At 71.7% G+C, this 21,957-nt stretch carries 34 protein-coding genes; 3 read left to right on the forward strand and 31 right to left on the reverse strand.

Annotated features, from left to right (window positions below; translation table 11 throughout):
- Positions 1-355 precede the first annotated feature (355 nt).
- A complete protein-coding gene (locus IE321_RS17880; protein ID WP_190223641.1) occupies positions 356-685 on the reverse strand; it encodes a S1 domain-containing protein in 330 nt (109 codons plus the stop codon).
- 231 nt (positions 686-916) lie between these two features.
- On the opposite strand from IE321_RS17880, the gene IE321_RS17885 reads away from it, so the two are divergent.
- On the forward strand, positions 917-1,288 hold the full coding sequence (locus IE321_RS17885) for a DUF6193 family natural product biosynthesis protein (protein WP_190223642.1): 372 nt from the start codon (positions 917-919) through the stop codon (positions 1,286-1,288).
- A gap of 211 nt (positions 1,289-1,499) precedes the next feature.
- On the opposite strand, the gene IE321_RS17890 is transcribed toward IE321_RS17885, so the two are convergent.
- The 4 genes from IE321_RS17890 to IE321_RS17905 form a co-directional block, all read right to left on the reverse strand.
- Positions 1,500-1,826 (reverse strand): hypothetical protein, encoded by a 327-nt coding sequence (locus IE321_RS17890; RefSeq protein ID WP_190223643.1) that lies wholly within the window; start codon positions 1,824-1,826, stop codon positions 1,500-1,502.
- Positions 1,827-1,975: 149 nt separating this feature from the next.
- Positions 1,976-2,392, reverse strand: coding sequence for a hypothetical protein (locus IE321_RS17895; RefSeq protein ID WP_190223644.1), 417 nt, complete (start codon positions 2,390-2,392; stop codon positions 1,976-1,978).
- A 59-nt stretch (positions 2,393-2,451) separates the two neighbouring features.
- Positions 2,452-2,832: a hypothetical protein gene (locus tag IE321_RS17900; protein ID WP_190223645.1), complete on the reverse strand. Its 381-nt coding sequence runs from the start codon at positions 2,830-2,832 to the stop codon at positions 2,452-2,454.
- 324 nt (positions 2,833-3,156) lie between these two features.
- Entirely contained in the window at positions 3,157-3,546 is a 390-nt protein-coding gene (locus tag IE321_RS17905; RefSeq protein ID WP_226651527.1) for a hypothetical protein, read from the reverse strand.
- Between the two features lie 181 nt (positions 3,547-3,727).
- On the opposite strand from IE321_RS17905, the gene IE321_RS42025 reads away from it, so the two are divergent.
- The gene (locus IE321_RS42025) at positions 3,728-5,089 is read left to right on the forward strand and encodes a hypothetical protein (RefSeq protein WP_226651528.1); all 1,362 of its coding nucleotides are present in this window, start codon (positions 3,728-3,730) and stop codon (positions 5,087-5,089) included.
- Between the two features lie 67 nt (positions 5,090-5,156).
- Here IE321_RS42025 and IE321_RS17915 read toward each other — a convergent pair whose 3' ends face one another.
- From IE321_RS17915 to IE321_RS18005, 19 genes are all read right to left on the reverse strand, one after another.
- Complete coding sequence (locus IE321_RS17915; protein ID WP_190223646.1) at positions 5,157-5,633, reverse strand: hypothetical protein; 477 nt, start codon at positions 5,631-5,633, stop codon at positions 5,157-5,159.
- Complete coding sequence (locus IE321_RS17920; protein WP_190223647.1) at positions 5,633-5,836, reverse strand: hypothetical protein; 204 nt, start codon at positions 5,834-5,836, stop codon at positions 5,633-5,635. Before IE321_RS17920 ends, IE321_RS17915 begins: the two co-directional genes overlap by 1 nt.
- Positions 5,837-5,861: 25 nt before the next feature.
- Positions 5,862-6,119, reverse strand: a complete 258-nt coding sequence (locus IE321_RS17925; RefSeq protein WP_190223648.1) for a hypothetical protein — start codon at positions 6,117-6,119, stop codon at positions 5,862-5,864.
- Positions 6,116-6,562: an ASCH domain-containing protein gene (locus IE321_RS17930; protein ID WP_190223649.1), complete on the reverse strand. Its 447-nt coding sequence runs from the start codon at positions 6,560-6,562 to the stop codon at positions 6,116-6,118. The genes IE321_RS17925 and IE321_RS17930 overlap by 4 nt, the downstream gene beginning before the upstream one ends.
- Positions 6,559-7,230, reverse strand: a complete 672-nt coding sequence (locus IE321_RS17935) for a GGDEF domain-containing protein (protein WP_190223650.1) — start codon at positions 7,228-7,230, stop codon at positions 6,559-6,561. Before IE321_RS17935 ends, IE321_RS17930 begins: the two co-directional genes overlap by 4 nt.
- A 91-nt stretch (positions 7,231-7,321) precedes the next feature.
- Positions 7,322-7,627, reverse strand: coding sequence for a hypothetical protein (locus tag IE321_RS17940; RefSeq protein WP_190223651.1), 306 nt, complete (start codon positions 7,625-7,627; stop codon positions 7,322-7,324).
- A gap of 168 nt (positions 7,628-7,795) precedes the next feature.
- Positions 7,796-8,338, reverse strand: a complete 543-nt coding sequence (locus IE321_RS17945; protein WP_190223652.1) for a hypothetical protein — start codon at positions 8,336-8,338, stop codon at positions 7,796-7,798.
- Entirely contained in the window at positions 8,335-8,715 is a 381-nt protein-coding gene (locus IE321_RS17950) for a hypothetical protein (protein WP_190223653.1), read from the reverse strand. Before IE321_RS17950 ends, IE321_RS17945 begins: the two co-directional genes overlap by 4 nt.
- Positions 8,716-8,881: 166 nt before the next feature.
- The gene (locus IE321_RS17955; RefSeq protein WP_190223654.1) at positions 8,882-9,190 is read right to left on the reverse strand and encodes a hypothetical protein; all 309 of its coding nucleotides are present in this window, start codon (positions 9,188-9,190) and stop codon (positions 8,882-8,884) included.
- A 119-nt stretch (positions 9,191-9,309) separates the two neighbouring features.
- Positions 9,310-9,966 (reverse strand): hypothetical protein, encoded by a 657-nt coding sequence (locus IE321_RS17960; RefSeq protein WP_190223655.1) that lies wholly within the window; start codon positions 9,964-9,966, stop codon positions 9,310-9,312.
- A 118-nt stretch (positions 9,967-10,084) separates the two neighbouring features.
- The gene (locus tag IE321_RS17965; protein ID WP_190223656.1) at positions 10,085-10,597 is read right to left on the reverse strand and encodes a hypothetical protein; all 513 of its coding nucleotides are present in this window, start codon (positions 10,595-10,597) and stop codon (positions 10,085-10,087) included.
- 16 nt (positions 10,598-10,613) lie between these two features.
- Positions 10,614-11,042, reverse strand: a complete 429-nt coding sequence (locus IE321_RS17970) for an RRQRL motif-containing zinc-binding protein (protein ID WP_190223657.1) — start codon at positions 11,040-11,042, stop codon at positions 10,614-10,616.
- Positions 11,043-11,070: 28 nt separating this feature from the next.
- Entirely contained in the window at positions 11,071-11,310 is a 240-nt protein-coding gene (locus IE321_RS17975; protein ID WP_190223658.1) for a hypothetical protein, read from the reverse strand.
- A 168-nt stretch (positions 11,311-11,478) separates the two neighbouring features.
- Entirely contained in the window at positions 11,479-11,814 is a 336-nt protein-coding gene (locus tag IE321_RS17980; RefSeq protein ID WP_190223659.1) for a hypothetical protein, read from the reverse strand.
- Positions 11,815-11,916: 102 nt separating this feature from the next.
- On the reverse strand, positions 11,917-12,123 hold the full coding sequence (locus tag IE321_RS17985; RefSeq protein ID WP_190223660.1) for a hypothetical protein: 207 nt from the start codon (positions 12,121-12,123) through the stop codon (positions 11,917-11,919).
- Between the two features lie 14 nt (positions 12,124-12,137).
- Complete coding sequence (locus IE321_RS17990; RefSeq protein ID WP_226651529.1) at positions 12,138-12,620, reverse strand: DUF6197 family protein; 483 nt, start codon at positions 12,618-12,620, stop codon at positions 12,138-12,140.
- Positions 12,617-14,827, reverse strand: coding sequence for a hypothetical protein (locus IE321_RS17995; protein ID WP_190223662.1), 2,211 nt, complete (start codon positions 14,825-14,827; stop codon positions 12,617-12,619). The genes IE321_RS17990 and IE321_RS17995 overlap by 4 nt, the downstream gene beginning before the upstream one ends.
- Positions 14,828-14,840: 13 nt before the next feature.
- Complete coding sequence (locus tag IE321_RS18000) at positions 14,841-15,233, reverse strand: hypothetical protein (protein WP_190223663.1); 393 nt, start codon at positions 15,231-15,233, stop codon at positions 14,841-14,843.
- 24 nt (positions 15,234-15,257) lie between these two features.
- A complete protein-coding gene (locus IE321_RS18005; protein WP_190223664.1) occupies positions 15,258-15,728 on the reverse strand; it encodes a hypothetical protein in 471 nt (156 codons plus the stop codon).
- Between the two features lie 31 nt (positions 15,729-15,759).
- Here IE321_RS18005 and IE321_RS18010 point away from each other — a divergent pair, with 31 nt between their 5' ends.
- Positions 15,760-16,119 carry a hypothetical protein gene (locus tag IE321_RS18010; protein WP_190223665.1) on the forward strand — a complete coding sequence of 120 codons (360 nt, stop codon included), beginning with the start codon at positions 15,760-15,762 and terminating at the stop codon, positions 16,117-16,119.
- A 383-nt stretch (positions 16,120-16,502) separates the two neighbouring features.
- Here IE321_RS18010 and IE321_RS18015 read toward each other — a convergent pair whose 3' ends face one another.
- The 7 genes from IE321_RS18015 to IE321_RS18045 all read right to left on the reverse strand — a co-directional run bounded on the left by IE321_RS18015 (position 16,503) and on the right by IE321_RS18045 (position 21,928).
- Positions 16,503-16,721, reverse strand: coding sequence for a hypothetical protein (locus IE321_RS18015; RefSeq protein ID WP_190223666.1), 219 nt, complete (start codon positions 16,719-16,721; stop codon positions 16,503-16,505).
- A 2-nt stretch (positions 16,722-16,723) separates the two neighbouring features.
- Positions 16,724-17,380, reverse strand: a complete 657-nt coding sequence (locus IE321_RS18020; protein WP_190223667.1) for a hypothetical protein — start codon at positions 17,378-17,380, stop codon at positions 16,724-16,726.
- Between the two features lie 168 nt (positions 17,381-17,548).
- Positions 17,549-19,816 carry a coiled-coil domain-containing protein gene (locus tag IE321_RS18025; RefSeq protein WP_190223668.1) on the reverse strand — a complete coding sequence of 756 codons (2,268 nt, stop codon included), beginning with the start codon at positions 19,814-19,816 and terminating at the stop codon, positions 17,549-17,551.
- Between the two features lie 68 nt (positions 19,817-19,884).
- Complete coding sequence (locus IE321_RS18030; RefSeq protein ID WP_190223669.1) at positions 19,885-20,250, reverse strand: hypothetical protein; 366 nt, start codon at positions 20,248-20,250, stop codon at positions 19,885-19,887.
- A 109-nt stretch (positions 20,251-20,359) separates the two neighbouring features.
- The gene (locus IE321_RS18035; protein WP_190223670.1) at positions 20,360-20,698 is read right to left on the reverse strand and encodes a hypothetical protein; all 339 of its coding nucleotides are present in this window, start codon (positions 20,696-20,698) and stop codon (positions 20,360-20,362) included.
- A gap of 291 nt (positions 20,699-20,989) precedes the next feature.
- A complete protein-coding gene (locus tag IE321_RS18040; RefSeq protein WP_190223671.1) occupies positions 20,990-21,256 on the reverse strand; it encodes a WhiB family transcriptional regulator in 267 nt (88 codons plus the stop codon).
- A gap of 246 nt (positions 21,257-21,502) precedes the next feature.
- The gene (locus IE321_RS18045; protein WP_190223672.1) at positions 21,503-21,928 is read right to left on the reverse strand and encodes a hypothetical protein; all 426 of its coding nucleotides are present in this window, start codon (positions 21,926-21,928) and stop codon (positions 21,503-21,505) included.
- Positions 21,929-21,957 lie beyond the last annotated feature (29 nt).

Below are 21,957 nucleotides of genomic sequence, written 5' to 3' on the forward strand. Positions count from 1 at the left end.
CCCATGAGGGGAGCGATACATGCGCACGGTCTGGCCAACGCCGCACCTCGAACATTGATTGTTCCCTGCTGCGGGGGTCAGTCGGCGGCGTCCTATGTCCCGCTCTGGGGGTGCGGTTTCATGCCTGCCGGTGAAGGTGGGGTTCGTCGTCGGGCAGGTCGAGGTGCCCGTGGACACGGATGATGTTGGTGTCCCAGGGGCGGACCCCGTCGTGGCGGGGGAGGAGCAGGATGCCGAGGGTGGAGTGTCCCTCGGACTGTGTGGGGCGTGCGGTTACTTCGTGGTGGCAAGCTTCATGAGACCGGGGAAGGCGCAGAGGCGATTCTCGGTGGATCTCGCATCTTCCGGGGCAGGGTCAGCTTGAGCGGACTCTGTAGTCAGGTCCAAAGTTCTCGGCTTCGGCTTGGGCTGCCGAATGATGGTTGTCCGCCATACGGGCCTTGGCCTCCTCGATGTGCGTCGGGCGGCTGCTCAGCCGAAGCTGAGGGCCGACATAGCCGGCCCCGACGACTGCGATCACCGAGCCGATCGATGGCCAGTCTGCTGGGTTGACGTAGTCATCGTCGATGTAGACGCGGTCGACCACACCGATCTCTCCGGACGGAATCTGGACCCTGAGCCCGTAGTGCATGTGGTGGATCACGGTTCCTGCGGTAACGGACCACTTCGTCAGCTGCTCGGCCATGGAACGAGTCTTCCAGTTCGCGAGGGGAGCCTTCGGTGAGACCGGTGCGTCTTCGCTGAGGCGGGCCAGCTCCCCGTCCCCTCCTTGTACTGCCCGGGGGGGCCACGCCGCGACGTTTTCAAAACCGGGTTTTGAAGACCCGTCTCAGCGAAACTCGGTAGGACTCGTCAAAGTTTGGCCGCCCGGGCAGAGCTGGTTGTCGCCGCCGAGCGCGGGCGCCATGATCACGGAATGACTGAAGAGACTGTGGTCGAGAAGACCTGGCGCGGAATACTGGAAGGGCGCCCGGGGGCGCGGCGGGGAGATCCTGCCGTCATTGCGGCCGCCTATGCCGAGCCTCGGCTGCGGGCCCTGTTCCCGTTTCCGAGCCACGGGGCGCTCTCCTTCCACCGGAACACGCAGTACCCGTGGAGCAACGACTTGCCGTACATCGTGGGCGACGCGCAATGGTGCATCGTCTACGCGCCGATACGCGTGGATGGCGTGCTGGGCGAGTCGCTTACACCGCAGGAGGCGGCTGCGTTGGTGGTGGCTCATCTGCCCGATGGCTGCGGGCCGGCCTTCGAAGGCCCTTGGCCTCAGCAGGACAGCCCCATCGACTGACCGGACTGGGCAGCTGCAGAGGCGGCCGAAGTTCGCGGAGACGGGTCGAAGTGTCCCGTCTCAGCTGATGTGGCCCCTGGACGGAGCTGTGACCTGCGGCGACCAGATCAGCTGAGACGCCGACTACCGAAAATCTCAGACGCTCTGGCCCCTGAAGCCTGGATGTCGGGTGGCGTCTCAGTCGTTCTGGTCCGGATGAGTTCATGCCGATCTACAGCACGGCAACGCATGAGATCAGATCGGTGGACAGAAAGATCAGGCGAGTGCCTTCGGTAGCATCCACTCGTCCCATGGCGACTGGGGCATCTCCCAGGCGCTGAAGTGCTGGCAGTCCCTGCTCGAAGTCCTTGCGGGTGACAATGCCGTCCTCCGCCATGCATTGAGCCCGCCACGCCCAGACGCTGAGGAACCGGCTGGCTGGCAGCGCCGCTTCGCCCCACACCGAGAAGGTCGCCCCAGCACGCAAAGCTAGGGCGGCCTCGCAGGCGGCATCGGTCCCATGTTGTTCGAGGGCAGCAGCCAGGTCTTCGCGATCCACGACGTGCAGTATCGCCCGCTAGCCGCCTCGTAGACGGGCCAGATCACCTGAGACGGGACAGCCTCTGGCCGGGCGAGGACTCAGCGGGGGACTGTCCTGTCTCACCGAAGGTTGACCGATCTCATCGAAGATTGGGCAGTGCCTCCCGATCAGCACAGGCTTGTAAGTCGCAATTGGGCTTCGTTGCGGACATCGGAATCTTGGTCAGCTGCCAAGGTCCGGAGCTGCGCGATCAGCTCATCGCCGTCCTCTCCGGTCGCCCAGCGTGGGTCACAGTCAAGCTCCGCAGCGAGCTGATCGGCCGTTCCCTGGTCGGAGGCGACTGCACGTGCAGCGAGCACGGCCCGCAGGCCGGCCAGATCTCTCCGAGCCAAGAGAGCCAACGCAGTCTCCGAGGTCACGCCGGTGTCCTGAGCGTCCAGCAAGAGACGGTGCAGGACACCGGCGACACCCTCAATCTGAGGCGCTGCCGCCAGACGTCGTCCTGCCGCAGCCCTCACAGACCAGGCCGGTGATTCCGCTGCGGTGATCACGTCGCGAAGCCCTTGCTCGGTGAAGTCATCCACACCGTCAGGTTGCCGGCAAGATGTCTCGATCACGCTTCGTTGAGACAACACCTCACCGGTCAACCTTCAGTGAGACAGGACAAATGGCGCAGCTTCCGTGCCTGCGGGTCGAAACAGTTGAGGCCCATGGACGAAGCGACTTCGGCCGCGTGGGCGGATGCCTCGTCGGCCATGCTCCAGCGCATGGGGAAGTAGATCAACGGGCCGCGGGCCTCCCCGATCAGCGGAGCGGTTGACCACGGTGAGGTGTCATCGTCGTCTTCGGTGAGGTCAGGCCACCGCTCCAAGAGCGCGCCGACGAAGGCCGCTATGCGTTCAGACGGAGGAACCGCGGCCTCTTCCGTGTCCATGAAGCGGTCATACAGACTGCGGAAGCACCGGGCCGCAGCAGCGTCATCCGCCGGCCGCTCGCCCTCCCACACGGCAAGGTCATAGCTCATGGGCGCAGCCTGCCATGCCTCACTGACAGCCGGACCGGCGAACCAGATCACCACGGCAGGGCCAGTTCGCCTGAGGCGGGACAGCCCTGCCTGGTGAAACTTCGGTGAGACGAAAAGGCCAGTCGTCAATCTCCGCTGAGACCGGTGCATCTCCGCTGAGACAGGTCAGGACGCCACCAGGTGACCGCCCTCCCTGGGGGCTACGTGATCGAGCCGTTCAAAACCGGGTTTTGACGTGAGTGCCAGGGAGACCACCCGCGAAACCAAAAAGGGCCGCCGCCTCCGCGAAGATGCGGAGGCGGCGACCTTCATCATGGTGCGCTGTCAGTGGGCCCAGGTGGCGGACTGGGGTTCCAGGTCGGGGTTGGGTACGGCTGCTGCGGCAGCGGGGTGCCGCATGGTGGTGACCGGGACGGCGCCGGGCTCGCCGGGGTAGAGGCACCAGCGGGTCCAGGCGTGGACGCGCTGCATGCAGAGGGCGGCGGCGTGGATGGTGGTGGCCCAGCGGTGGCGCCCGCAGAGGAGGAACAGAGCGGGGTGGTCACCGTCGTCGGCGTCCGGGGCAGGCAGGCTGGTGATGTGCAGGCCGCCAAGAATCAGGGTGAAGCCGAGGGCAGCCGGGTCCTGGCTGGGGATCCAGATACGTTCCGCAGGGTGCATGGTGCCGTCATCGCCCGCGCTGGTCACGAGATCGTGCAGGCCGGTGGCGGTCACGCGCTCGCCCCGGTATCGGCCGGCTTGAGGACACGGGGGAGAAGGACGTGGAGGCTCGACGTTGACCTGGCGGCCGCGGGCGCGCAGCTCTCGGGCGAGGAGTTCGGTGAGGCTGGCTGCCCTTTTCCGGACCAAGGACCGATGGGAGGCTGGCACGCAGCGGCCCGACTAGGTTGAGCGCATGACAAGCCTTGATCACCCGCAACTCTCCGGGTTGGGGCGGAACCCGTCGGCTCCTCAGGATGTCCTGGTACGTCTGGCTACACACAAGGCCGGCCGACACGGGATATCGCAACGTCGCGGGCGGCTGGAGGACGTCGTTGTCGATGCTCTGCTGGCGCAAGGCGACTGCAACACCGCTGTGGCCCTTCACGGGGACCGGATCTCCCCGGAGATGCGCCGAAGGATTGCCGAGCACCCCGATCCGGCGATCCGCAACGCGTTCACAGACTTTGTCCGCGACATGGTTGACCGCAAGGTGCAGATCGGCATCGTCGACCTGGAGGAAGCCTATGGCCAGCCACGGATGATGCTCGCCAGCGCGCCGAGTCCGAGCCTGCGTGCCGCAGTCGCACGAACCTGGCACGACCGGCCTCTCACCGTGCAAATGGATCTACTCGCTGACCCGGATCCGCAGGTCCGTTCAGCCGCCACCGAGCACAGGAATCCGGGTGTCCCGCCTGAGTGGAGGGAGCGCTGCCTTGCCGACCCCGCAGTGCGCACCAGCCTGGCACGCTATGTCCCCCTCACATCGGAACAGTTTGCGCAGCTCATGCGGCACGAGGAAAAGGAGCTCCATCAGGCTGTCGCCGGTAACCCTCATCTATCGGCAGAGATGGTTGCCCAGCTCCTGGGCATCGACGACCCGCTCGTGCGGGTCGCGGTTGCGCTGAGCCGGCATGTGGACGCCGAAACCCGGGAGCGACTGTATGCGCTCGTAGAAGCCGAACGCGCGGACGGAAGCATCGAGGCGGAAGTGGCTCTGAGCTGGAACTTCGCCGAACCGGGCTGGCTGCGCGAGGCGCCTCTCGATGAGCAAATGTCCTACCTGGACTGCCCGTACACACCATTCCGGTGCGCACTGGCCTCCTGTCACGACCTGCCTGAAGAGGCATGGCGTCGGCTGGACAGCGACCCGGAACTCGCAGTCCGCCGTGCTGCCGCCCGTCGGCCGAACACACCACCGGAGGTTCTGGAAGGACTGGTCCGCGCTCACGGCGACGTATTGCACATCCGACCGCTGCTCGTCGACCACCCCAACTTCCCTCGTGACGTGCTGCGCACGTTCGTCGACGAGCCAAGCCCGAACGTGCGCTACCTCGCCCTGGAGGACCCGGAACTGCCCCTGCCGCACCTTCAGCAGCTCGCCGCCGCTACCGAGCCCTTCCTGCGCCGCGGGGTCGCCCGTCACCCCAACGTCACGGACGTATTGCTGGAACGGCTGCTCGGTGACCCGGACCCCCAGGTAGCCGACGACGCCGCTGCCAACTCTGTGCTGCGGCCGACCCAGATGTATCGGATCCTTACCGCTGCCGGCTTGTGACCCCACGAGAGGCCCAGGCCCCAGGTGGTGTCGGTGACCACGAGGGACTGGTCGGCAGGCGGGCTCATCAGGCGCCGCCGTTCGCGCGCTCGTAGAGGTCGATGAGGGCGGTAATGGTGTCGGGGTTGTCTGCCAGGCCGACCCAGTGCCCGAGCACGGTGAAGACGGGCACGGTTTCCATGTCGGCGTCGTAGATGACGCAGTAGTCGCCGTACCGGTCGAGCACCATCTCCCGCAGGACCGGGATCAGCGCGGTGTCGAGGATCTCCAGGGCGTCGACGACGAGCAGGGCGGGCTCGCCGGGCGCCGGCGGGCGGACCAGGGTGCCAGTCACACGCAGCAGGTCGCCGGGCTGGATCCGGTTCAGCAGCTCGTGGACGATCCTCGGGTCGCCGCTGGTGCAGGTGACGACCGTGTCGTGGATGTCCTCGTCGACGGCGTCGAGGTCGGTGGGGACGATCAGGTCGAAGGTTGCGGTGCCACGCAGGCCGGGGGAGGGGATCGCGTCGACCCAGCCATCGACGGCGCAGTGCTTGGTGTCCATCAGCTGGCCTCCGCCAGGGTCTCGGTGGTGCGAGGGGAGCGGGGTCGGGTGGTGCGCTGAGCGAGCACCAGGAGCTCGCGATTGCGCTGGCGCTGTGCGTCGGTGAGCGGGCGGGCCTGCGGGCCGCGGCGGTGCCACAGCGGCGAGGCCGGCGGCTCGGGGTAGGCGAGGGTGTGGTCGACATCGCGTTCGGTGCTGCTCATGGGTGCCTCCGTCTGAAGGGGAAGTTCAGGCGTGGTCCTTGCCCTTGCCGCCCTTGGGCGGGTCGGAGACGAACCGGGTCTCGCCGGGGTGCTCCGCGTTCCAGAGCTCCACGCACGTCTTGTGCACGGCTTCTCCGGCGTGGGACCTCAGCGGAGTGGTCTTCCGGCACAGCACGCACCGCTCGTGCCAGGCGAAGTGCGGCCCGTCGCGCCAGTCCAGGAGCGGGACGGGCGCGGCGGGCGGCTCGGGCGGTGCGGGTGCGGGTCGACGGCGGGTTCTCACGGCCGCAGGTCGGGCAGCTGCTGGAGGATCTGGGCGACCAGGCCCTCGGTGGGCTTCCAAGGCCCGAGCTGCCCGCGTGCGGGGATCGGCAGGGCGAGCTCCTGCACATCGGCGAGCTCCAGGTGCCACCGGCCGGGCTCCGCCCACTCGGTGCAGGGCGGCGTACCGTCCGGGTCCTGGTGGCAGCCGGTCAGCCGAGCGACGCCGATCACCGCGCCGGTCGGCAGGTCGCGGCCACGGATCGTACGGGCGACCAGCGGCACGCGCAGGGCGGGCCGGTCGATCTGCAGGCCCGCGTGCAGCAGCACCAGGCCGCGCCAGGACCAGGGCACGGGCCGGTTCTCCACGTTCTTGCCCGCGAGGAGGCAGGTGGCCCAGGGCTGGCGGACCGTGATGCCCCGCACCCAGGTGCCCGGGTCGTCGGGAAGGGTCGAGTCGCTCATGCGGCACGCTCCAGCGCGGTGCCGGGGCGGCCCTGCCGGCGGCCGTTGACGGTCGGCGTCTGAAGGTCCTCGATCTCCGCCCAGCCGTAGTGGCCGGAGTGCTTGGTGCGGTACATCGAGACGTCCGCGCCGCGCATCAGGGCGGGCAGGGCGTGGATGCCGAGGTAGTCGGGGACGGCGGCGCCGACCGACGCGGCGACCGCGACGGGCCCGGCGTCGGTGGGCACGGGCTCGTGCAGGGCGTCCACGAGGGCCTGGAGGTGCTGCTCGATCGCGCCGTCACCGACGCGGGTGGCGGCGGCGAACTCGTCTCCGCCCAGGCGGCCGACGACTCCGTGGGGTCCGGCCCAGCGGGCGAGGCGCTCGCCGGTCGCGGCGAGCGCGGCGTCGCCGGCGGCGTGGCCGTGGGTGTCGTTCAGGCCCTTGAAGTGGTCGAGGTCGACCAGGCAGAGCAGGGCGTCCTGCCGGTGGCGGGCGAGCAGGCGCTGGGCGCGGCGTTCGAACGCGGCACGGCGCTGGGCTCCGGTTAGCGGGTCGCGGCGCTCGGCCGCGAGGCGCCGGTGGAGCGTGAGGGCGTGGAGGGTCCAGCCGGTGAGCGGGACCGCGAGGGTGGTGATGAGGAGAGCGCGCTGCCCGATCGGGCCCGGAACGCGCGTGACGGGGTCCATACTTGGATCTCCCTCTCGTCTCGTACGGGATGGGTGGCCCGGGGCAGGCGAACTGGTTTGGACGCCGATGTGCGCTTGTCCCGGGGCGGAGCTACAGCGCGAAGCCGCTGCGGGTGGTGCAGCTGAGCGGGTTGTGCCAGCGGCCGGCCTTCGCGGCCGTCCACTCCATCTGCCAGCCGGGCCGAAGCCCGGCCGCTCCCCAGCTGTCCGGCTGCTTGCCGGGGCTCTTGAGGCCGGCGGTGTGCGCGGCGAGCGCGGCGTCGTAGACCTCGTGGGCGCGGCGCAGGGCCGTGGTGGGGGAGTCCGCCTCTCCGGTGAAGACGTGCAGCCCCTTGCGGGCCGGGTCGGCGGGGTCGTGTATCGGGACGTCTACCTCGTAGAACTCGCGGTTCGGCATGACGTCCAGCTCCTTCCTGTGTCTGGTGCGTGAGGGGCCACCGCGCCGTCCCGGCCTTGCTGGCCGGGGCGACGTGGAAGCCCGTCGCGGTCGCGACGGAGAGGGAAGGGGGGCTGTTCCGGCCCGGGGAGTCCGGGCCGGAACGGTTGCCCTCGCGGGCGCGGGCGGTCAGTAGCCGCGGTGGTCATCGACGATGTCGGCCGTCTCCACGAGCTGCGCGGCCAGGCGGTAGATCTCGCGCGCGGCGTCCCGGACGGGCCGGCGGTGAATCAGCTGGGCGGCGAAGGCGGTGCTCTTCTCAGCGAGCTCGCTCGCCTGGGTCGCGAGGACCTCCTCGGCCGCGGTGTCGCCGGGCTCGGCGGGCAGCTGCGCGAGGAGCTGGTGGACCACGGCGGCCATCACGGCGCTCGCGTCGGTGAGGTCGCCGGTCGACAGCCAGTCCTCCAGGCCCTCGTGCCCGGTCAGGTCCGGGGTGTAGGCGCCGGTCGGCGTGACGGCTCTGGTGCCCTTCGTCCACGCCTGCAGGATGATCCGGCCCTGGTAGGGGTCGGCGCCGATCCTGCGGTCGGTGACGGTGTGCACGAGGGTGACCGCCCGGTCGCCGGGCCGGGTGTCGGGCACCCAGGCCGCGCCCAGGCGCTCGATCAGGACGGCGCCGAGGCGCTCCAGCGGGTCGGGCCGCACGGTCGGGTCGGTGTCGGTGGTGGTCACTGGGCGCTCCTGTCGGCGGCCGTGGGGGCGTGGTGGTGGGGGCGGCCGGGGTGGCCGATGACGGCGGCGATCTGCCGGGTGGAGAGCAGGTGGCCGGCCCGGTCGAGCTGTTGGTGGAGCGCGGTGACCATGGCGTCGCGGCAGCGCAGCCGGGTGACCTCGGTGAGGAGCCAGGCGGTGTCGGCCGGGGCGCAGGCGATGAACTCGCCCGCGGGGAGCGGGATGTCGCCGCTGGTGCCGAGGACGGCGACCGGACGGCCGGTGTGGTCTTCGATCAGACCGCTGTCGCCGGCGCGCTGCCGCCAGGCGGCGTCGGGCAGCGCGGCGAGGCGGGCCCGGATCTCGGGCAGCCGGTCGGCGGAGGGGACAGAGTGCATGCGGGTGTTCCTCACGCGGGAGAAGAGCGGGCCGGGCCCGTGGTGGGAGGGGCCCGGCCCGGCGAGAGCCGGAAGGAGGGAAGCGGTGAGGGTCGCCGCTCGGTGCGCCCCGCCCGCATCAGGGGCGCGGGGGCGGGGCGCACGCGGAGCGGGCCGGCGGTTCGGGTCAGTCGCCGGCGGCGGCGCGGTACTCCTGCGTCATGTCCCCGACGAGCGGGCGCAGGAGCTCGTGGGCCCGGGTCAGGAAGACGTCGCGGTCGGTGCCGGTGGCGCGCAGGGCCTCGTCGAGGTAGGACGAGGCGGTCTCCAGGTCCTCGTGGCCGGTGATGCCGGCCGCCTCGTAGCGCGGGGTGGCGGTGTCGAGCTGGCTGATGAGGGCGGCGAGGTCGGTGGCCGGGGGCTGCTGCGCGACGTAGGCGATGTCGTCGGCGTAGCGGCGGATGAGGGTCTCGGCGGTGAGCACGGTGGCGGTCATCGTCGTCTCCTGCACGGTGAGCGAGGCCGGTTGTACGGCCGGGGCCGGGCTGTCCGGTCCTCCGCACCGCCCCCGGACTCCGCGCGGGTGCGCGGGCCAGGGGGCGGCACAGGGAGCCGTCAGACCGTGCTCGGCTCCACCGCGGCGAGGTCCTCGGCCGTCTTGCGGGCGCGCGGGGCGAGGTCGTCGAGGATGTCCCGGACGTTGGTGACGGGGACCGGGGTCGGGTCGTCGGCGGTCAGGAGCGTGTAGCGGGGCTCGGTGATGCCGCGCTCGCTCTCCTCGCGGCTGTAGTGCAGGACCGTGCCGGGGGCGAGGTAGTAGCTGGCCTCGCCGTTGATGTAGCCGCGCCACCGGCCGGGGTTGCTCAGCAGCTGGTCGCTGAGGTCGATGCGGTAGGCGGCCTGGGCGGCGCGGCGTGCGGCGTCGTCCTCGGCGGCCGCGGTGACCTGGTCGAGCGCCTCGCCCAGGCCGCTCGGCACGGCGACGCCGCGGGCCTCGGCCGCGCGGGTCTGGGCGGCGGCCCGCATGTCGGCGGCGTCGGCCTGGGCGAAGCGGCGGCGCACCGGGGCCAGCAGTGCGTCGGCGACCGTGGTGAAGAGGAAGACGCCGCCGAGCGCGACGGCGCCGGTGGCGGCCAGGCGCAGGTCGGCGTCGAGGGTGGCCGGGTAGTAGGTGTATCCGACCACGGCGCCGCTGGCGGCACCGGCCAGCATGGTGACCATGTCGGTGCCGTCGAGCAGGGCCTGGATGGAGCGGCGTACGGAAGCGCGCACAGCGGTTCTCCTTCGGAGATGCGGGGAGGGGGCGGCCCGCAGGACAGCGGGCCGGTTCAGCAAGGGGGTTCGTGATGCCCGGCCGGGCGGCGCGGACGGGGGGCGTGCGGGCGGCCGGTTACCGGGACTTCGCGCCGGTGGTGGCGACCAGGGCGGCGACCGTCTCCCAGCCGTGGTGCCAGGCGGAGTCCAAGTGGAAGGCCCCGTTCATGCCGAAGTCCGCGAGCTTGTAGAAGCCGCCCTTGCCGGTCCTGGTGGCGAGCTTCTCCAGCAGACCCTCACCCGGCACGCGTCGGTCGGCGACGTAATGGGTGCCGAACGAGATGGCGAGGGCGGCCGCGGCGGCGGCCGGGTGGATCCGGATGCCGAGCGCGCGGGCGCCGAGCCCGGCGACGATCGCCTGCGTGGCCGTGTAGGTCAGGCAGTGCTCCAGGCACGCCTTGCGGCCGTCGGCCGTGCCGTGGGTGGTCTTGTCGCCGGTGGCGGGGTCCTCGTAGGTGACCGGGTGGTCGTCGGAGGCGCCCTTCACCCGGGCGCAGAAGTCCGACTGCACCCAGAAGTCGCCGGCGGCGCTGGCGGCGCGGGTCAGTCCGAGTACGGCGGCGAAGGTGGCGGGACGGTGGGCCTGCATGAGTGGTCCTCTCGGGTCAGGCGGCCAGCAGGTGCGGGGCCGGGGGAGCGGTGTAGGAGGCGGGGTCGGCGGGCGTGCCGTCGTGGCACTCCAGGCACGAGCCCAGGGTCTTGAGCGGGATGCAGTGGAAGTAGCGCCGGCCGCAGGGGCCGGGGCACGTCTGACGAGCAGCCATCGCCTTGTCGAGCGCGGCTTCCTTGGCGAGGGTCATCGGCCGCTTGGGCTTTGCCAGGTCGGTCCGGTACAGCCACGCGAACCTCTTGCCGCCGCGGCATTCGATGCGGGCGGCGGGCTCCTGGCCGCCGGGGCGCAGGCCCATCTCCCGCAGCTGGCGGCGGGTAGCGAGCCCGGGGCCGGCCTGGCGCCACCGGAAGACCGGCAGCGAGCCGTCGGGGTTGTGCGGGTTGACGTCGACCAGGTCCTCGTCAGTGTCGTGGGCGTGCACGGGTGCCTCCCCCGGAGTGGGCGGGCGGTCAGCGGGGGAGCGGGGTGGAGGTTCTCGTCGCGGCGACGGTGAACTGGCCGTCGCCGGTCAGGGCGTCGCTCAGGCGGGTGGACAGCTCGGTGTCCTCGGTGCTGAGGAGGTCCAGGGCCTGGGTGATGCGGTACTCGGCGGCCAGACGGCCGCGCTCCTGGCTGGCGGCGCGGTCGTGGAGCTCCTGAACGTGGGTGTGGAGCTCGCAGTAGGTGCGGGTGCGGATCACACGGAGCATTGGGGTCTCCCGGGGGACGGTGGAGCAGGGCGGGAAGTGCTGCGCCCCGCCGACCGGGTGGGTCTGCGGGGCGCGGGCGGTGGCCGGTCGGCCTGTCCCGTCACCGGTCCCGGCCGCCGCCAAAGAACGGGCCGGTGCCGGTGGCCGGGCGGGGCGGTCGGTGCCGGGTCAGAGGGCGGCAGAGACGACAAGGGCGATGAGGGCGGCGGAGCCGCCGATCAGGAGGGCGGCGCCCGCGCTGGCCCACCAGTAGTGGCCCAGCGTCTTCTCGTCGCGCAGGTCGCTGAGGCCGTCGGCGATGCGGGCGTGGAGCACGGCGAGCGGGGACAGGGCGGCGTACCAGCGGCCCAGGCGGTCTATCTCGCCGGCGAGCTCGTCGTCGGGGAAGTGGCCGCCGTGGACGGCCTGGCGGTGGGCGTCGCCTTCGGCGTCGAGGTCGTCGGGGTGGAGGACGACGGGGCTGGTGGTGCGGCAGATGGTGCAGCGGTAGCGGTAGCGGCGCACGGTGGCGGTCTCCCGAGGGGACGGTGTTCGGGCAGGGAACGGCGACGCCCCGCCCGGAAGGAGGTTCCGGGCGGGGCGCGCGAGGCCGAGCTGTGTGGTGTGTCAGGTGTTGATCTGCCTGCGGACGTCGGCGACGAGGCGGAGGATCTCGGTGGCCATGTCGGTGATCGTCTGGAGCTGCCTGTCGATGTCGGCCGGGTCCGGGCCGGTGAACGAGAACGAGCGGCCGTCATCCTCCGGCTGTGGGTCGGTGAAGGAGAACGAACGGCCGCTGCGGTCCGGCTGCGGGTTGGTGAACGAGAACGACACGGGCAGCTCCAGCGTCAGATGTTCAGGTGGTGGGCCCGCCAGATGGCGGCCTCCCACACGCTACGCACCTGCGCCCCGGTGTGGCAGTCGTTCCAGGACGGGATGGTCTGCCACTTCTTGCCGTGCTGGCGCCGGGCCTCATCGAGGAGGAGGTTCCCGGCGTCGCGGTAGGCCGCGTTGCGGGCTCCGGCCGCGGCGCGCAGGGCGCCGATGGAGCAGCGGGCGCCCTCCGTGTTGATGAGGGAGTGTCGGGTCCAGCCGTGGGCGTCGAGGAACGCGAGCGCGTCGGTGAGGGTCTTCTCGACCGGGCCGGTCAGGCGCATCGGCAGGGTGGCGGGGAGGGGAACCGGGGCGGTCGCCGCGAGGGCCGCAGGGGCGGCGGGGGCGGCGGGTTCCGGGATGGGGTCGGGGTTGGGGTTGGGGTCCAGGAGCCGGAACGCGGCCGCGTACAGGTCCTGGTCGACCGGGGTGAAGTCGGTCTCGGTTCGGGTGTTCATGCTGCCCTCCACAGGCCGCTCTCGTTGATGACCTTGTTCTGCTTCTTCAGCTCGGACAGCCGCGGCTTGACGCGAGTGGCGGGGATCTCGAGCTTGCGGGCGATGGTTTCGGCGGTCATGGGGATGGAGTGCTCCTGGAGGAGCTCGAGGATGCGCGGCTTGATCAGCTCCTGTCCGTCGGGGGCCGCCGGTGCTCCGCCCGGCCGGGAGGGCCCGGGGACGGCGTGGAGACCGGCGGGGTTGTGGTGGGCCGCAAGCTCCTGCGAGGAGGAGGCGGCGGCGAGGAGGTCGGCGAGGCTGCCGATCAGGTTCTTGCCGCGCTTGTCGACCATCGGCGTCTGCGCGATGGCGTCGCGCTCGCGCCAGGCGTCGCAGTGCTCGATCCCGACGGGCCGCTCGCCTCCGGCGAGGGAGACGGGCGGCACGTCCAGGTGCAGGGAGCGGAACTGCACGGCCTGGCTGCCGGGCGTGAGGAGGTAGCCCAGGCCGAAGGTGCCGTCCTCGGGCGCGGCGGCGACCTCGGTGGCCAGGCCGGACATGTCCCGGTCGGCGACCTTGGCGTACTGGCCGGGCCACTGTGAGGGGATCATCGACAGGTCGATGCCCTCCGCGCCCTCCACCGCGTTCGCCCCGATCAGCGAGCCCTGCCCGCGCGCGCAGCGCAGGAAGACCGCGCCGCCGCCGATCAGGAGCTGGGAGCGGATGACCGTGGAGTTGCCGACGTCCGCGGCCAGCGGGGTCTGGGTTGCCAGGACCACGCCGATGCCCCGCTTGAGCGAGCGGCGGGTGAGCTGTTCCACGATCGCCTTGGCCTCCGCGTGGTACGGGGAGGACTCCGACAGCAGCATGTGCGCTTCGTCGATGACAACCAGGATGAGGGGGTCGGTGAAGGGGAAAGCGGGGCTGCGGTAGCGGGCTTCGCGGTCGAGGAGCATCGCGTAGGCCAGGCGCAGTGCGCCCATCGCCTCGTCCAGGCCGTCCCCGAGGTAGGCCGAGAGCGAGGCGCCGGCGATGGTCCCGGCCTGCGGGGAGGCGAGGATCACCGCGATGCCGGAGAGGTGGGCGGAGAGCAGGATCTGCTCCAGCAGCCCCGACTTGCCCGACCGGGAGCCGCCCACCAGGTAGAGGTGGCGGGCGCCGGAGCCGGGCTGCGCGAGCGGCAGGAGCGCGGCCCGGCCGTCGACGTAGGTGCCGGCGCGGACGTAGCCGCGCGCGTCCATCGCCAGCTCGTCGACGACCGAGGAGAGCATCGTGCCGTGCATCAGCGCGTGCTCCCGCATCACCCGGATCCCCATCTGGCTGGGCTTGTCGCCGGGGGCCAGGGCAATCTGGATCGTCTCCAGGTCGAGGTTGCCCGCGAGGTCCTGGAGGTTGACGGTGCCGATCGCCCGGCGGTCGCGGGTCGCGATGCCCTCCCAGTCCAGCGGCCCGTCGTAACGGGTCACGGTCAGGGTCGTGCCGGGCATCGCGCCCTCCGGCCCGGCCACGTACGCGGCCCACAGCTCCTGGGGCGTCGTGGGGACGCCGGTCTGGATCTGCGGCTGTTCCGCCGGTGCCGTCAGCTGCACGGTGACCGGCAGGGCGTTGGGCGCGTGGTGCTTGGGGTCGCCCAGCTCGATCTGAGAGGTGGGGACGTGGTAGACGGAGGCGATGTCGGCTTCCCGGACCCGCACCTGCTGCCCGGGGGGCAGAGTGATGATCCCGGTGAACACCACGTGGCTGCCGTCGATCTGGAGGACGAGCTGCTCCAGGTTGGCGCCGGGCTGGATGAGCTTGCGGTCCTCGGTCTGGGTGGGACCGGAGATGTACTCCGCCCAGAAGGCGGCGATCACCTGTTCCTGCGACGTCAGCCCCGTGCCCGTGCCCGCGCCCTTGGTGACGGTCGCGGGCGTGAGCTCGGGGGCGGGGAGGTGGCTGGCGAGGTTGCGGTGGTGCGCGAGGGCGGCCGCTCCGGCCGGGACGGCGAGCCCGAGGGCGATCAGCGGGTTCATACCGGCGGCGAGGACCTCGCTGGCGGCGATGCCGCAGCCGGTGGTCGTGAGCCCGCACGCGATCAGGGACCGCAGCACCGGGGCAGAGGCGCCGACGGCCCACGCCCCTGCTCCGGCCGCCGCGGCGGCAAGGGCGGACCAGGGGCCGGCGGCAAGTGGCACCACCGCGAGAGCGGCAGGCGCGTACTGAACGAACTGAGCTCGGGTCGGCCCCATGATCCTGAACTCCTTAACTCTGGGCGTAGAAGCCGGCTTCGGCCATGTCGACGGGGGAAGTGGCGACCGCGTCGGCGATGCCACCGTGGTCGTTCTCGGTGGTCGTCTTCGCGTCGTCGGCGGCCGCCGCGGCACTGTCGGCGGCGGAGGTGTAGGCGCCGGCCGCGTCCTTGGCACCGGTCATGGTCAGCGCCGCGTCGGCGAACTCCGACGTGGTGGCGTCGTCGACGGCCAGGGCCTTCATCGTCTCGGCGGCGTCGAGCATCTGCTCGGCGGCGTCGTCGACGTCGGCGGCGAGCTTGGTGACGGTCTGGGCGTGGGCGTGGACCTTGTGGGTGAGCCAGGCCAGCTTGGTGCGCAGGGCCGCGTAGTTGGCGGCGTCCTTGAGGGTCTCGGTGGCGCTCATGCGGGGGCCTCTCCTGTCTCTAGGTCAGCGGGCGTTGTAGAAGTCGCGCTCGGCGGGTCGGGTCAGAGGGGAGTCGGCGACGGCCCGGAAGATCCCGCCGTGCCGGGCCTCGGCGTTCGCCGAGGCGGTGCGGCACGCCTCCTCGCCCCCCTCGATCTGGTCGTGGACCTTCTTGGCGGCGGCGGCCTGGAGGTCGAGCTGCTCCTTGAGCACCTCGCACTTGCCGATGAGGTTCGCGCCGACGCCCTTCGCGGTGATGTCGGCGATGAGCTCCTCGCAGTCCGACGCCAGCTGCACGGCGTCGTCCATGAGCTCCAGGGCGGTGTCGGTGCTGGCCTGGCACAAGGTGGCCGAGCCGTCGGCGAGGTCGATGACCTGGGTGAGGGTCATGACCTCACCACCGCTGTAGGTGCGGGACTTGCCCGCGGCGGTCGTGACGTGGACGCCCTTGTCGTCGACGGTCGCGGAGTGCGGGACGGGCGGGTTGGGCTGCATCGCGGGGTCCTTCCGGATGTGGTCGGGCAGCTTGACGGTGCGGGGCCGCGGGACGGTCCCGGCCGGGGGAACCGCGGAGCCCGGCGGCACCGTCACCGGCGGGGTCGTCGGCGGCGGTGACGGTGCCGCCGGCGGGGGCGTTGTCGGCGGCGGTGGGGTCGTCGGGGGAGGGGGCGCCGTCGGGGGAGGGGGCGCCGTCGGCGGTGGGGGTGCGGACGGCGGTGGAGGCGTTGTCGGCGGAGACGTCGGCGGCGGCGCCGTGGAGGACGAGGTCCCCGCCGACGTCGTCGAGGACGGCTTCCCCTTCGTTGACTTCCCCTTCGTCGACTTCGCCGCAGAGGGGTCTGCGGAAGGGGAAACGGAAGGCGCCTCGGTCGGCTTCTTGAGGTAGGCCGAGCGCCATCCGTCGCGCAGACCACCGGCCATATGAGCGCTCGCCAGCAGACCGTAATGCGTTTTCGCCGCGATGTTGTACGGCGTGTTTCGGAACGTGTCCGGCGCCCGGGTCGGATTCCATTTCTCTTTTGTTTTAGCAGGGGGTTTCTTGATTCCCGCCTGCTCGTATTTCCCGTGCGTTTTTTCCACGCCGAACACGTAGCTGATGGCGAGGAGCAAGAGCAGTTCCATGACCCTCCCTTCTGTGACTCTGTGTGGTTGATGTCGGTTGCCGGTTACCGGTTACAGGCCCCCAGGACCCCGGTTCGGGCCCTCTGGCGGGGGGTTCGAGGGGTCTCTGGGGGCTGTAACCGGTAACCGGTAACCGGGCTCGCTCACTCAGCGCGACCCGGAGCCGATGTTGTTCACGGTCGTGTTCGCCGTGTTGAACACGGACTCCAGCGTGCCGCGGATCGACTCGCTGAACGGCGTGTACGGCAGGAAGATACCGGAGACGATGAGCATGATGCAGACGACCATCTGCTTTCCCTTGGTCTTCTTGAAGGTGAAGAACAGGGCCCAGCAGAACAGGGCGAGGGCGAAGAACTGAAGCGTCATTTTTATGCACCCTTCTCGAAGGTGAATCCCTTGTTGCTGACGGGGGTTACCGCGCCCGAACCGGAGGGCGTGGAGAGCTTCTTGTAGGCGATGAATCCGCCGCCGCCGACGAGCGCCACCCACAGCCAGGGGCTGGAGGTGATGCCGCTGCTGGAGCTGGCGCCGGCGGGCTGCTGGGCCCTGGCGGAGGTGCCGCTGAAGACCGGGGCGGGGCACTCGGGGATCCGGGAGATCTCGAAGCTGGACGCCTTGGCGACGGCTGCCGCGCGGTCCTTCATGCACTCGCGGTAGACGGTCAGCTCCCGCTCGTACGCGGCCTTGGCGGTGGCCTCTTCGATCTGGGCCCGCTGCTTGTCGGCCTCGGCCTCGACCAGGGCGTTCGCGGCGTCCTGCTGGGCGCGCGCACGGTCCTGGGCGGCCTGGTCGGCCTGCGCGTTGGTGACGGCGATGACCGTTCCGCACACGGCGACGACGGCGATCGTGCCGCACACGGCGAGGGCCGCGGTGTTGCGGCGCATCCCGTCGACCGCGGTGGAAAACCTCGAGGTCGCGGGCTTCTGCGGCTTCTCCGGGGCCTCGGGGGCCGGGGTCTGGGGGGTCGGGGGCTGGGGCTGGGGGGTCATGAGGCTGAGCTCCTTGTCCCAGTCGATGCCGGACATGGCTGTTGAACTCCTTCTCGGTGTGGTTCGAGCCCGCCCAGGCGTGCCGGAAGCGGGGTCTGATCAGGGGAAACGTGCTGTACTGGTCGTGACTGCTTCCGGCAGTCGCAAAGAGGGCCAGCCCAGTTCCGATGGGCTGGCCCTCCTTGGTGTGTGCCGGACGGTGGGTCAGGTGAGGTGCTTGTCGGCGTCCTCGGGCCGCAGCAGGCCGGCCTCCTTCAGCAGCCGGACCGCGCGGGGCAGGTTGACCGAAAGGTCGGTACGGACGCGGTAGAGGGTGACGTAGCCGTCCTCGTCGCGCGGCAGCGCCTGTACGAGCGGGAGGAGTTCGGCGTCCGTACGGGCGGGCGTACCGGGTCGGTCCGTACCGGCTGTACGGCCCGTACCGGCGGTTCCGGTTGCGCGGGAGGAGGCGGTGGCCGTACCGGTACGGCCACCCTGTACGGCGTCGGAGCCGAGCGGGGTACGGACGCTGACCGTGCCGGTGCGGTCCTGTACGGCCGCGTGCGTCGTACCGGTACGCCTCGGGGTCGCCGTACCGGTACGCGCCGCCCCGTCCAGAGGGGTGTGTACGCCGTGTGTACGGTCGCTGTACGGCCTGGTCAGCGCCCCTTCGCCCCCATCGTGGTGCGCGGGGTGGGAGAGGGCGTGTGCCGGGTCCGTACCGTCGTGTCCGGCGCCCGTACTGTCGCCTCGTCCGCCGTTGTTCGCGGCGTACAGGTCGCCGTACGCGGGCTGCGTACGGCCGGACGCGATGCTGTCCGTACCGTCCGTCCAGCGGTGCGTACCGGTACGGGCGGGCGTTCCGCTTCCGCCGTCCGTACCGGTTCGGCCCGGCGTACCGGCGGTCGTACCGGACGAGGTGTCCGTACCGCCGTGGCTGTCCGTACCGTCGTTGTGCATGAGGGTGTGTACGCGCCAGATGACGGCCACGAAGATCAGGACGACGAACGTCGTCAGCCACCACGGGGCCGACCCGCCCTCGGGGACGAGGTGCGCCTGCTCGGAGAGGTGGAAGATCACGTTGGCCGACGCCATCAGGATCAGCGCCGACGCGATGTCCTTCTTTGTACGGAACGCGGTGACGCAGTAGACGTCGATCGACACCGGCAGGAGCGGGGCGACGTACTGGTTGATGCCGACCATGCGGGCCAGCTCGTACTCGCCGCTGGCGGCGAGACCGACGCCGGCGGCCAGCGCGACCCACGGCGCCGCCTTCCACAGCTTGCCGCCGAGGTTCTGACGACGGCCGCGCCACTTCGAGGCGGCCTTCTTCGCCTCGCGGGCCTCGTTCAGCAGCCGGCGGGCGCGGGCCTCGTCGGCCTGCGCCCGCTCGGTGACGCCCTTGGCCTTGCGCTCGGCCTCGGCGGTGATGCGCTCGGCCTCCTTCTGCGCGGCCGCGCGCAGCTCCTGGGCGACGGTCGTGGCCTCGGTGCGCAGCTTCTCGCGCTGCTGGTCGCACGCCCTCTTCAGCCCGGCGAGCTCCTCGGCCAGGGCCTGGCGCTTGGCCTCGGCGTCGGCGTCGAACTTCTCGCCGAGCTGGCGCAGCTCGGTGCGCAGCTCGGCGCGGGCGGTCTCCGCCTCGGTGTGGGCGGCGGCGACGTGGGCGTCGGCCTCGCGGCGCCGCTCGGCGGCGGCCTGGACCGCGTCCGCGTGCAGCGCCTCCGCCTCGGTGCGCCGGGCGTCGTACTGCTCGGCGGCGGCCTTGGCGAGCTGGGCGTGGCGCTCGCGGGCTTGGTCGACCTCCTTCTGCGCGGCGGCGAGCAGGGCGTCCGCGTCCTCACGTGCGCGGGCGAGGATCTGCCCGGCCTCGGTGCGCCGGGCCTCGACCAGGGCGCCGATCTCGGTGAGGTCGGCCTCGGCCAGGCGCCGCAGCTCGGCGACCGCCGTCGCGGTGGCTTGGTGGTCGGCGGCGGCCAGCTCGGTCAGCTCCGCGACCTGCGACCGCGCCTGGGCGAGGAGCTGGTCGGCGCGGGTCTGGGCCTCGGCCAGGAGCCGGTCGGCCTCGCCGCGCAGCTGCTGCGCCTCCCCGCGCACCGTCTCGGCCTGGGCGGTGGCCGCCGCCCGCTGGGCGGTGGCCTCCTCCTGGGCGCCGGCGGTGACGGCCTCGGCGCGGGTGCGCGCGTCGGCCAGCAGGGCGGTGGTCTGCTGGTGGGTGTCGGCGACGGTGCGTGCCGCCTGCTCCTCGGCCTGCGTCTGGAGGACGAGGGCCTGCTCGCGGGCGGTGTCGATGATGTCGGCGGCCCGGTCGCGGGCGTCCGTGACCCGGGCCAGCGCCACCCAGTCCGTCTCCGGCACCGCCGCCGTCTCCGAGACGGTCTCCGTCTCGGAGGCCGGGGCGGGGGCGGGCAGGGTGGAGGCGGCGGGCTGCGCGGCCGTCGTGGCCGGCGTCTTGGTGCGGGCGTTGGCCCTCTTACGGGTTCGGTTGGCGGCCACGCCGCCTCCTTCCAGGTCGGGTGCCGCCCCGGGAGGCCCGGGGCGGCGGTGGTACTCGGTGGGTGAGGTCAGTCGCGCGGGGCGGGCAGCTCCGGCCGGCCGTTCGCGGTGGCGTGCTGCTGGGTGAGCCAGGCGAGCGCGGCCGCGGTCATGTCGTTGGCCGCGCCGTCGGCGTGCAGCGGGGCGGTGTCGATGTCGCGCATCGCGTCGACGGCGGGCAGCAGCCGCATGTAGTCCGAGTCCGCCTGGGAGATCTTGCGTCGGGTGTTTAGGCAGACCAGGTCGTAGCCGCCGCTCAGCCAGACGTACTCGACGCGGCAGACGAAGGTGTGGTCCGGCTTGCCCGCCCAGAACAGGCTCGGGTCGCGGAACAGGACGTGGTCGCCCACCTTGAACTTGGCCGACTCAGTAGTGCTTCGGGCCTTGGCGTGCATCCAGCTCTCCTCGCGGGTCGTGGTCCGGGCTGTCCGGCTCCCCTCGGCCCCGTCCGTACCGGCGCGTGGCCGGGACGGGCGGGGGAGGCAACCGACAGGCGGGAAGGGCTCAGTGGACGTCGATGAATCGGAACGCCGCGAAAGCGGTGCCGCGCGGGTCGGCGGTGGCCTGGACGATGCGGTCGGCCGTGGCGGTGTCGCCGCGGTTGACGGCGTCGGCCGCCGCCCGGGCCGCGACCCAGTCGATGTCCGCCGACGCCGTCGTCGGCGCCTCGGTGGCGGCGGGCCGGTGGAGCTGGGCGCGCAACGTGCGCCAGGCCCGGCGGAGCGGGCGGGCGCGGCGGGCCCGGGTGACCCGGGTGGCGGCGTCGCGGTGTCCGAGCTGGTGGAGGATCTGCTCGGAGTCGTAGTCGGCGGCGGTCCAGCCGTCGCGGCGGATGGTGCGCATGGTGCCTCCTGGTCGAAGGGGATCGGTCCAAGCCGATGCCCGGTAGAGGGCGTGCGAAAGGCCGACAGCCCGTCAGGCGGGCGGCCGGTCACAGTGCGTGCGGTCAAGCGGGAGGGAACCTCAGTCGGGCTCCCGGCCGGCGGTCACGGTGACCGGGAGCCCGACCGTCGGCGAAGCGACGCGCGGTGTCAGGTCAGCACCTCTGGCAGGACTCGGTCTCCCACCAGCAGCTGCAGTTGGGGCACTGCCACAGGTGCCGCAGAGGCGCGGTCAGGACGGCCAGGAGGGTCTTCATGCCGTGGCCCCCTGTCCGGTGCGGGCCCGGTTGCGGGCGGCGCGGCGCTTCATCGCCCGCCGCTCGTTCTCCGCCAGGCCGCCCCAGACGCCCTCGTCCTGCCCGGACTCCAGCGCCCACTGCAGGCACGCCTCCATGACGGGGCAGCGGCGGCAGACGGACTTGGCTTCCTCGATCTGCAGCAGGGCCGGGCCGGTGGTGCCGATAGGGAAGAACAGGTCGGGGTCTTCGTCGCGGCAGACCGCGTTGTGGCGCCAGTCCATGGGGGTCACCGTCCCGAGCGGACGCGGCGCAGGGCCTCGTCCATGTCCGTGTCGGAGTCGCCGTTGTTCCATGCGATGCTGTTCTGCATCAGGTCCTCCATACAGGTCCTGGACAGCCCCGGGGGGTTCCAAGTCACCGGGGCTGTCGTCGTGTTGGCGGGTCGTACGACCGGCCACGACCAGCGGCCACCCCTCGACGCAGTGGGGGTGGCCGTTGATCGTGGGCGTCCGTCCGGGGCCGGTGGGTCAGGCGGCGGCGTACTCGGGGCGGCAGCCGGAACGGATCGCCCGGCGCAGTTGGGCGGCGTGGGGAAGAAGGACGTCGACCAGGCGCTCGCGGACGCGGGCGGTGATCGAGGGGTCGGCGGCGAGGATGTCGCGGCCGGCGTCGACGCGGGCGGCGATCTCCGCGCCGTGCGCGAGGGCGAGCTCGTGGCGGCGGTCGGGCGGGACGGTCAGGACCGCGGCCGCGTACCGGCGCAGCTCCCGGGCGGTGCCCGCGGGCTCGTACATCTCCAGCGGCGTACCGAAGGCGATGTCGAGGTCGACTTCGGCGTCGGTGAGGTCGACGGGGAGCGGGACGTCGAGCTCGTCCAGGAGCGCGAGCGTCTCGGCGTCGACCACCTCGCCGCTGCTGGGCCGGTGGGACGTCAGGGTCAGGGTGACGGGCATGGGAACCTCCAGGGTGCGGTGAGCGGGCA

This window comes from Streptomyces hydrogenans (assembly GCF_014656075.1).
In the GTDB taxonomy this organism is placed as follows: Bacteria; Actinomycetota; Actinomycetes; order Streptomycetales; family Streptomycetaceae; genus Streptomyces; species Streptomyces hydrogenans.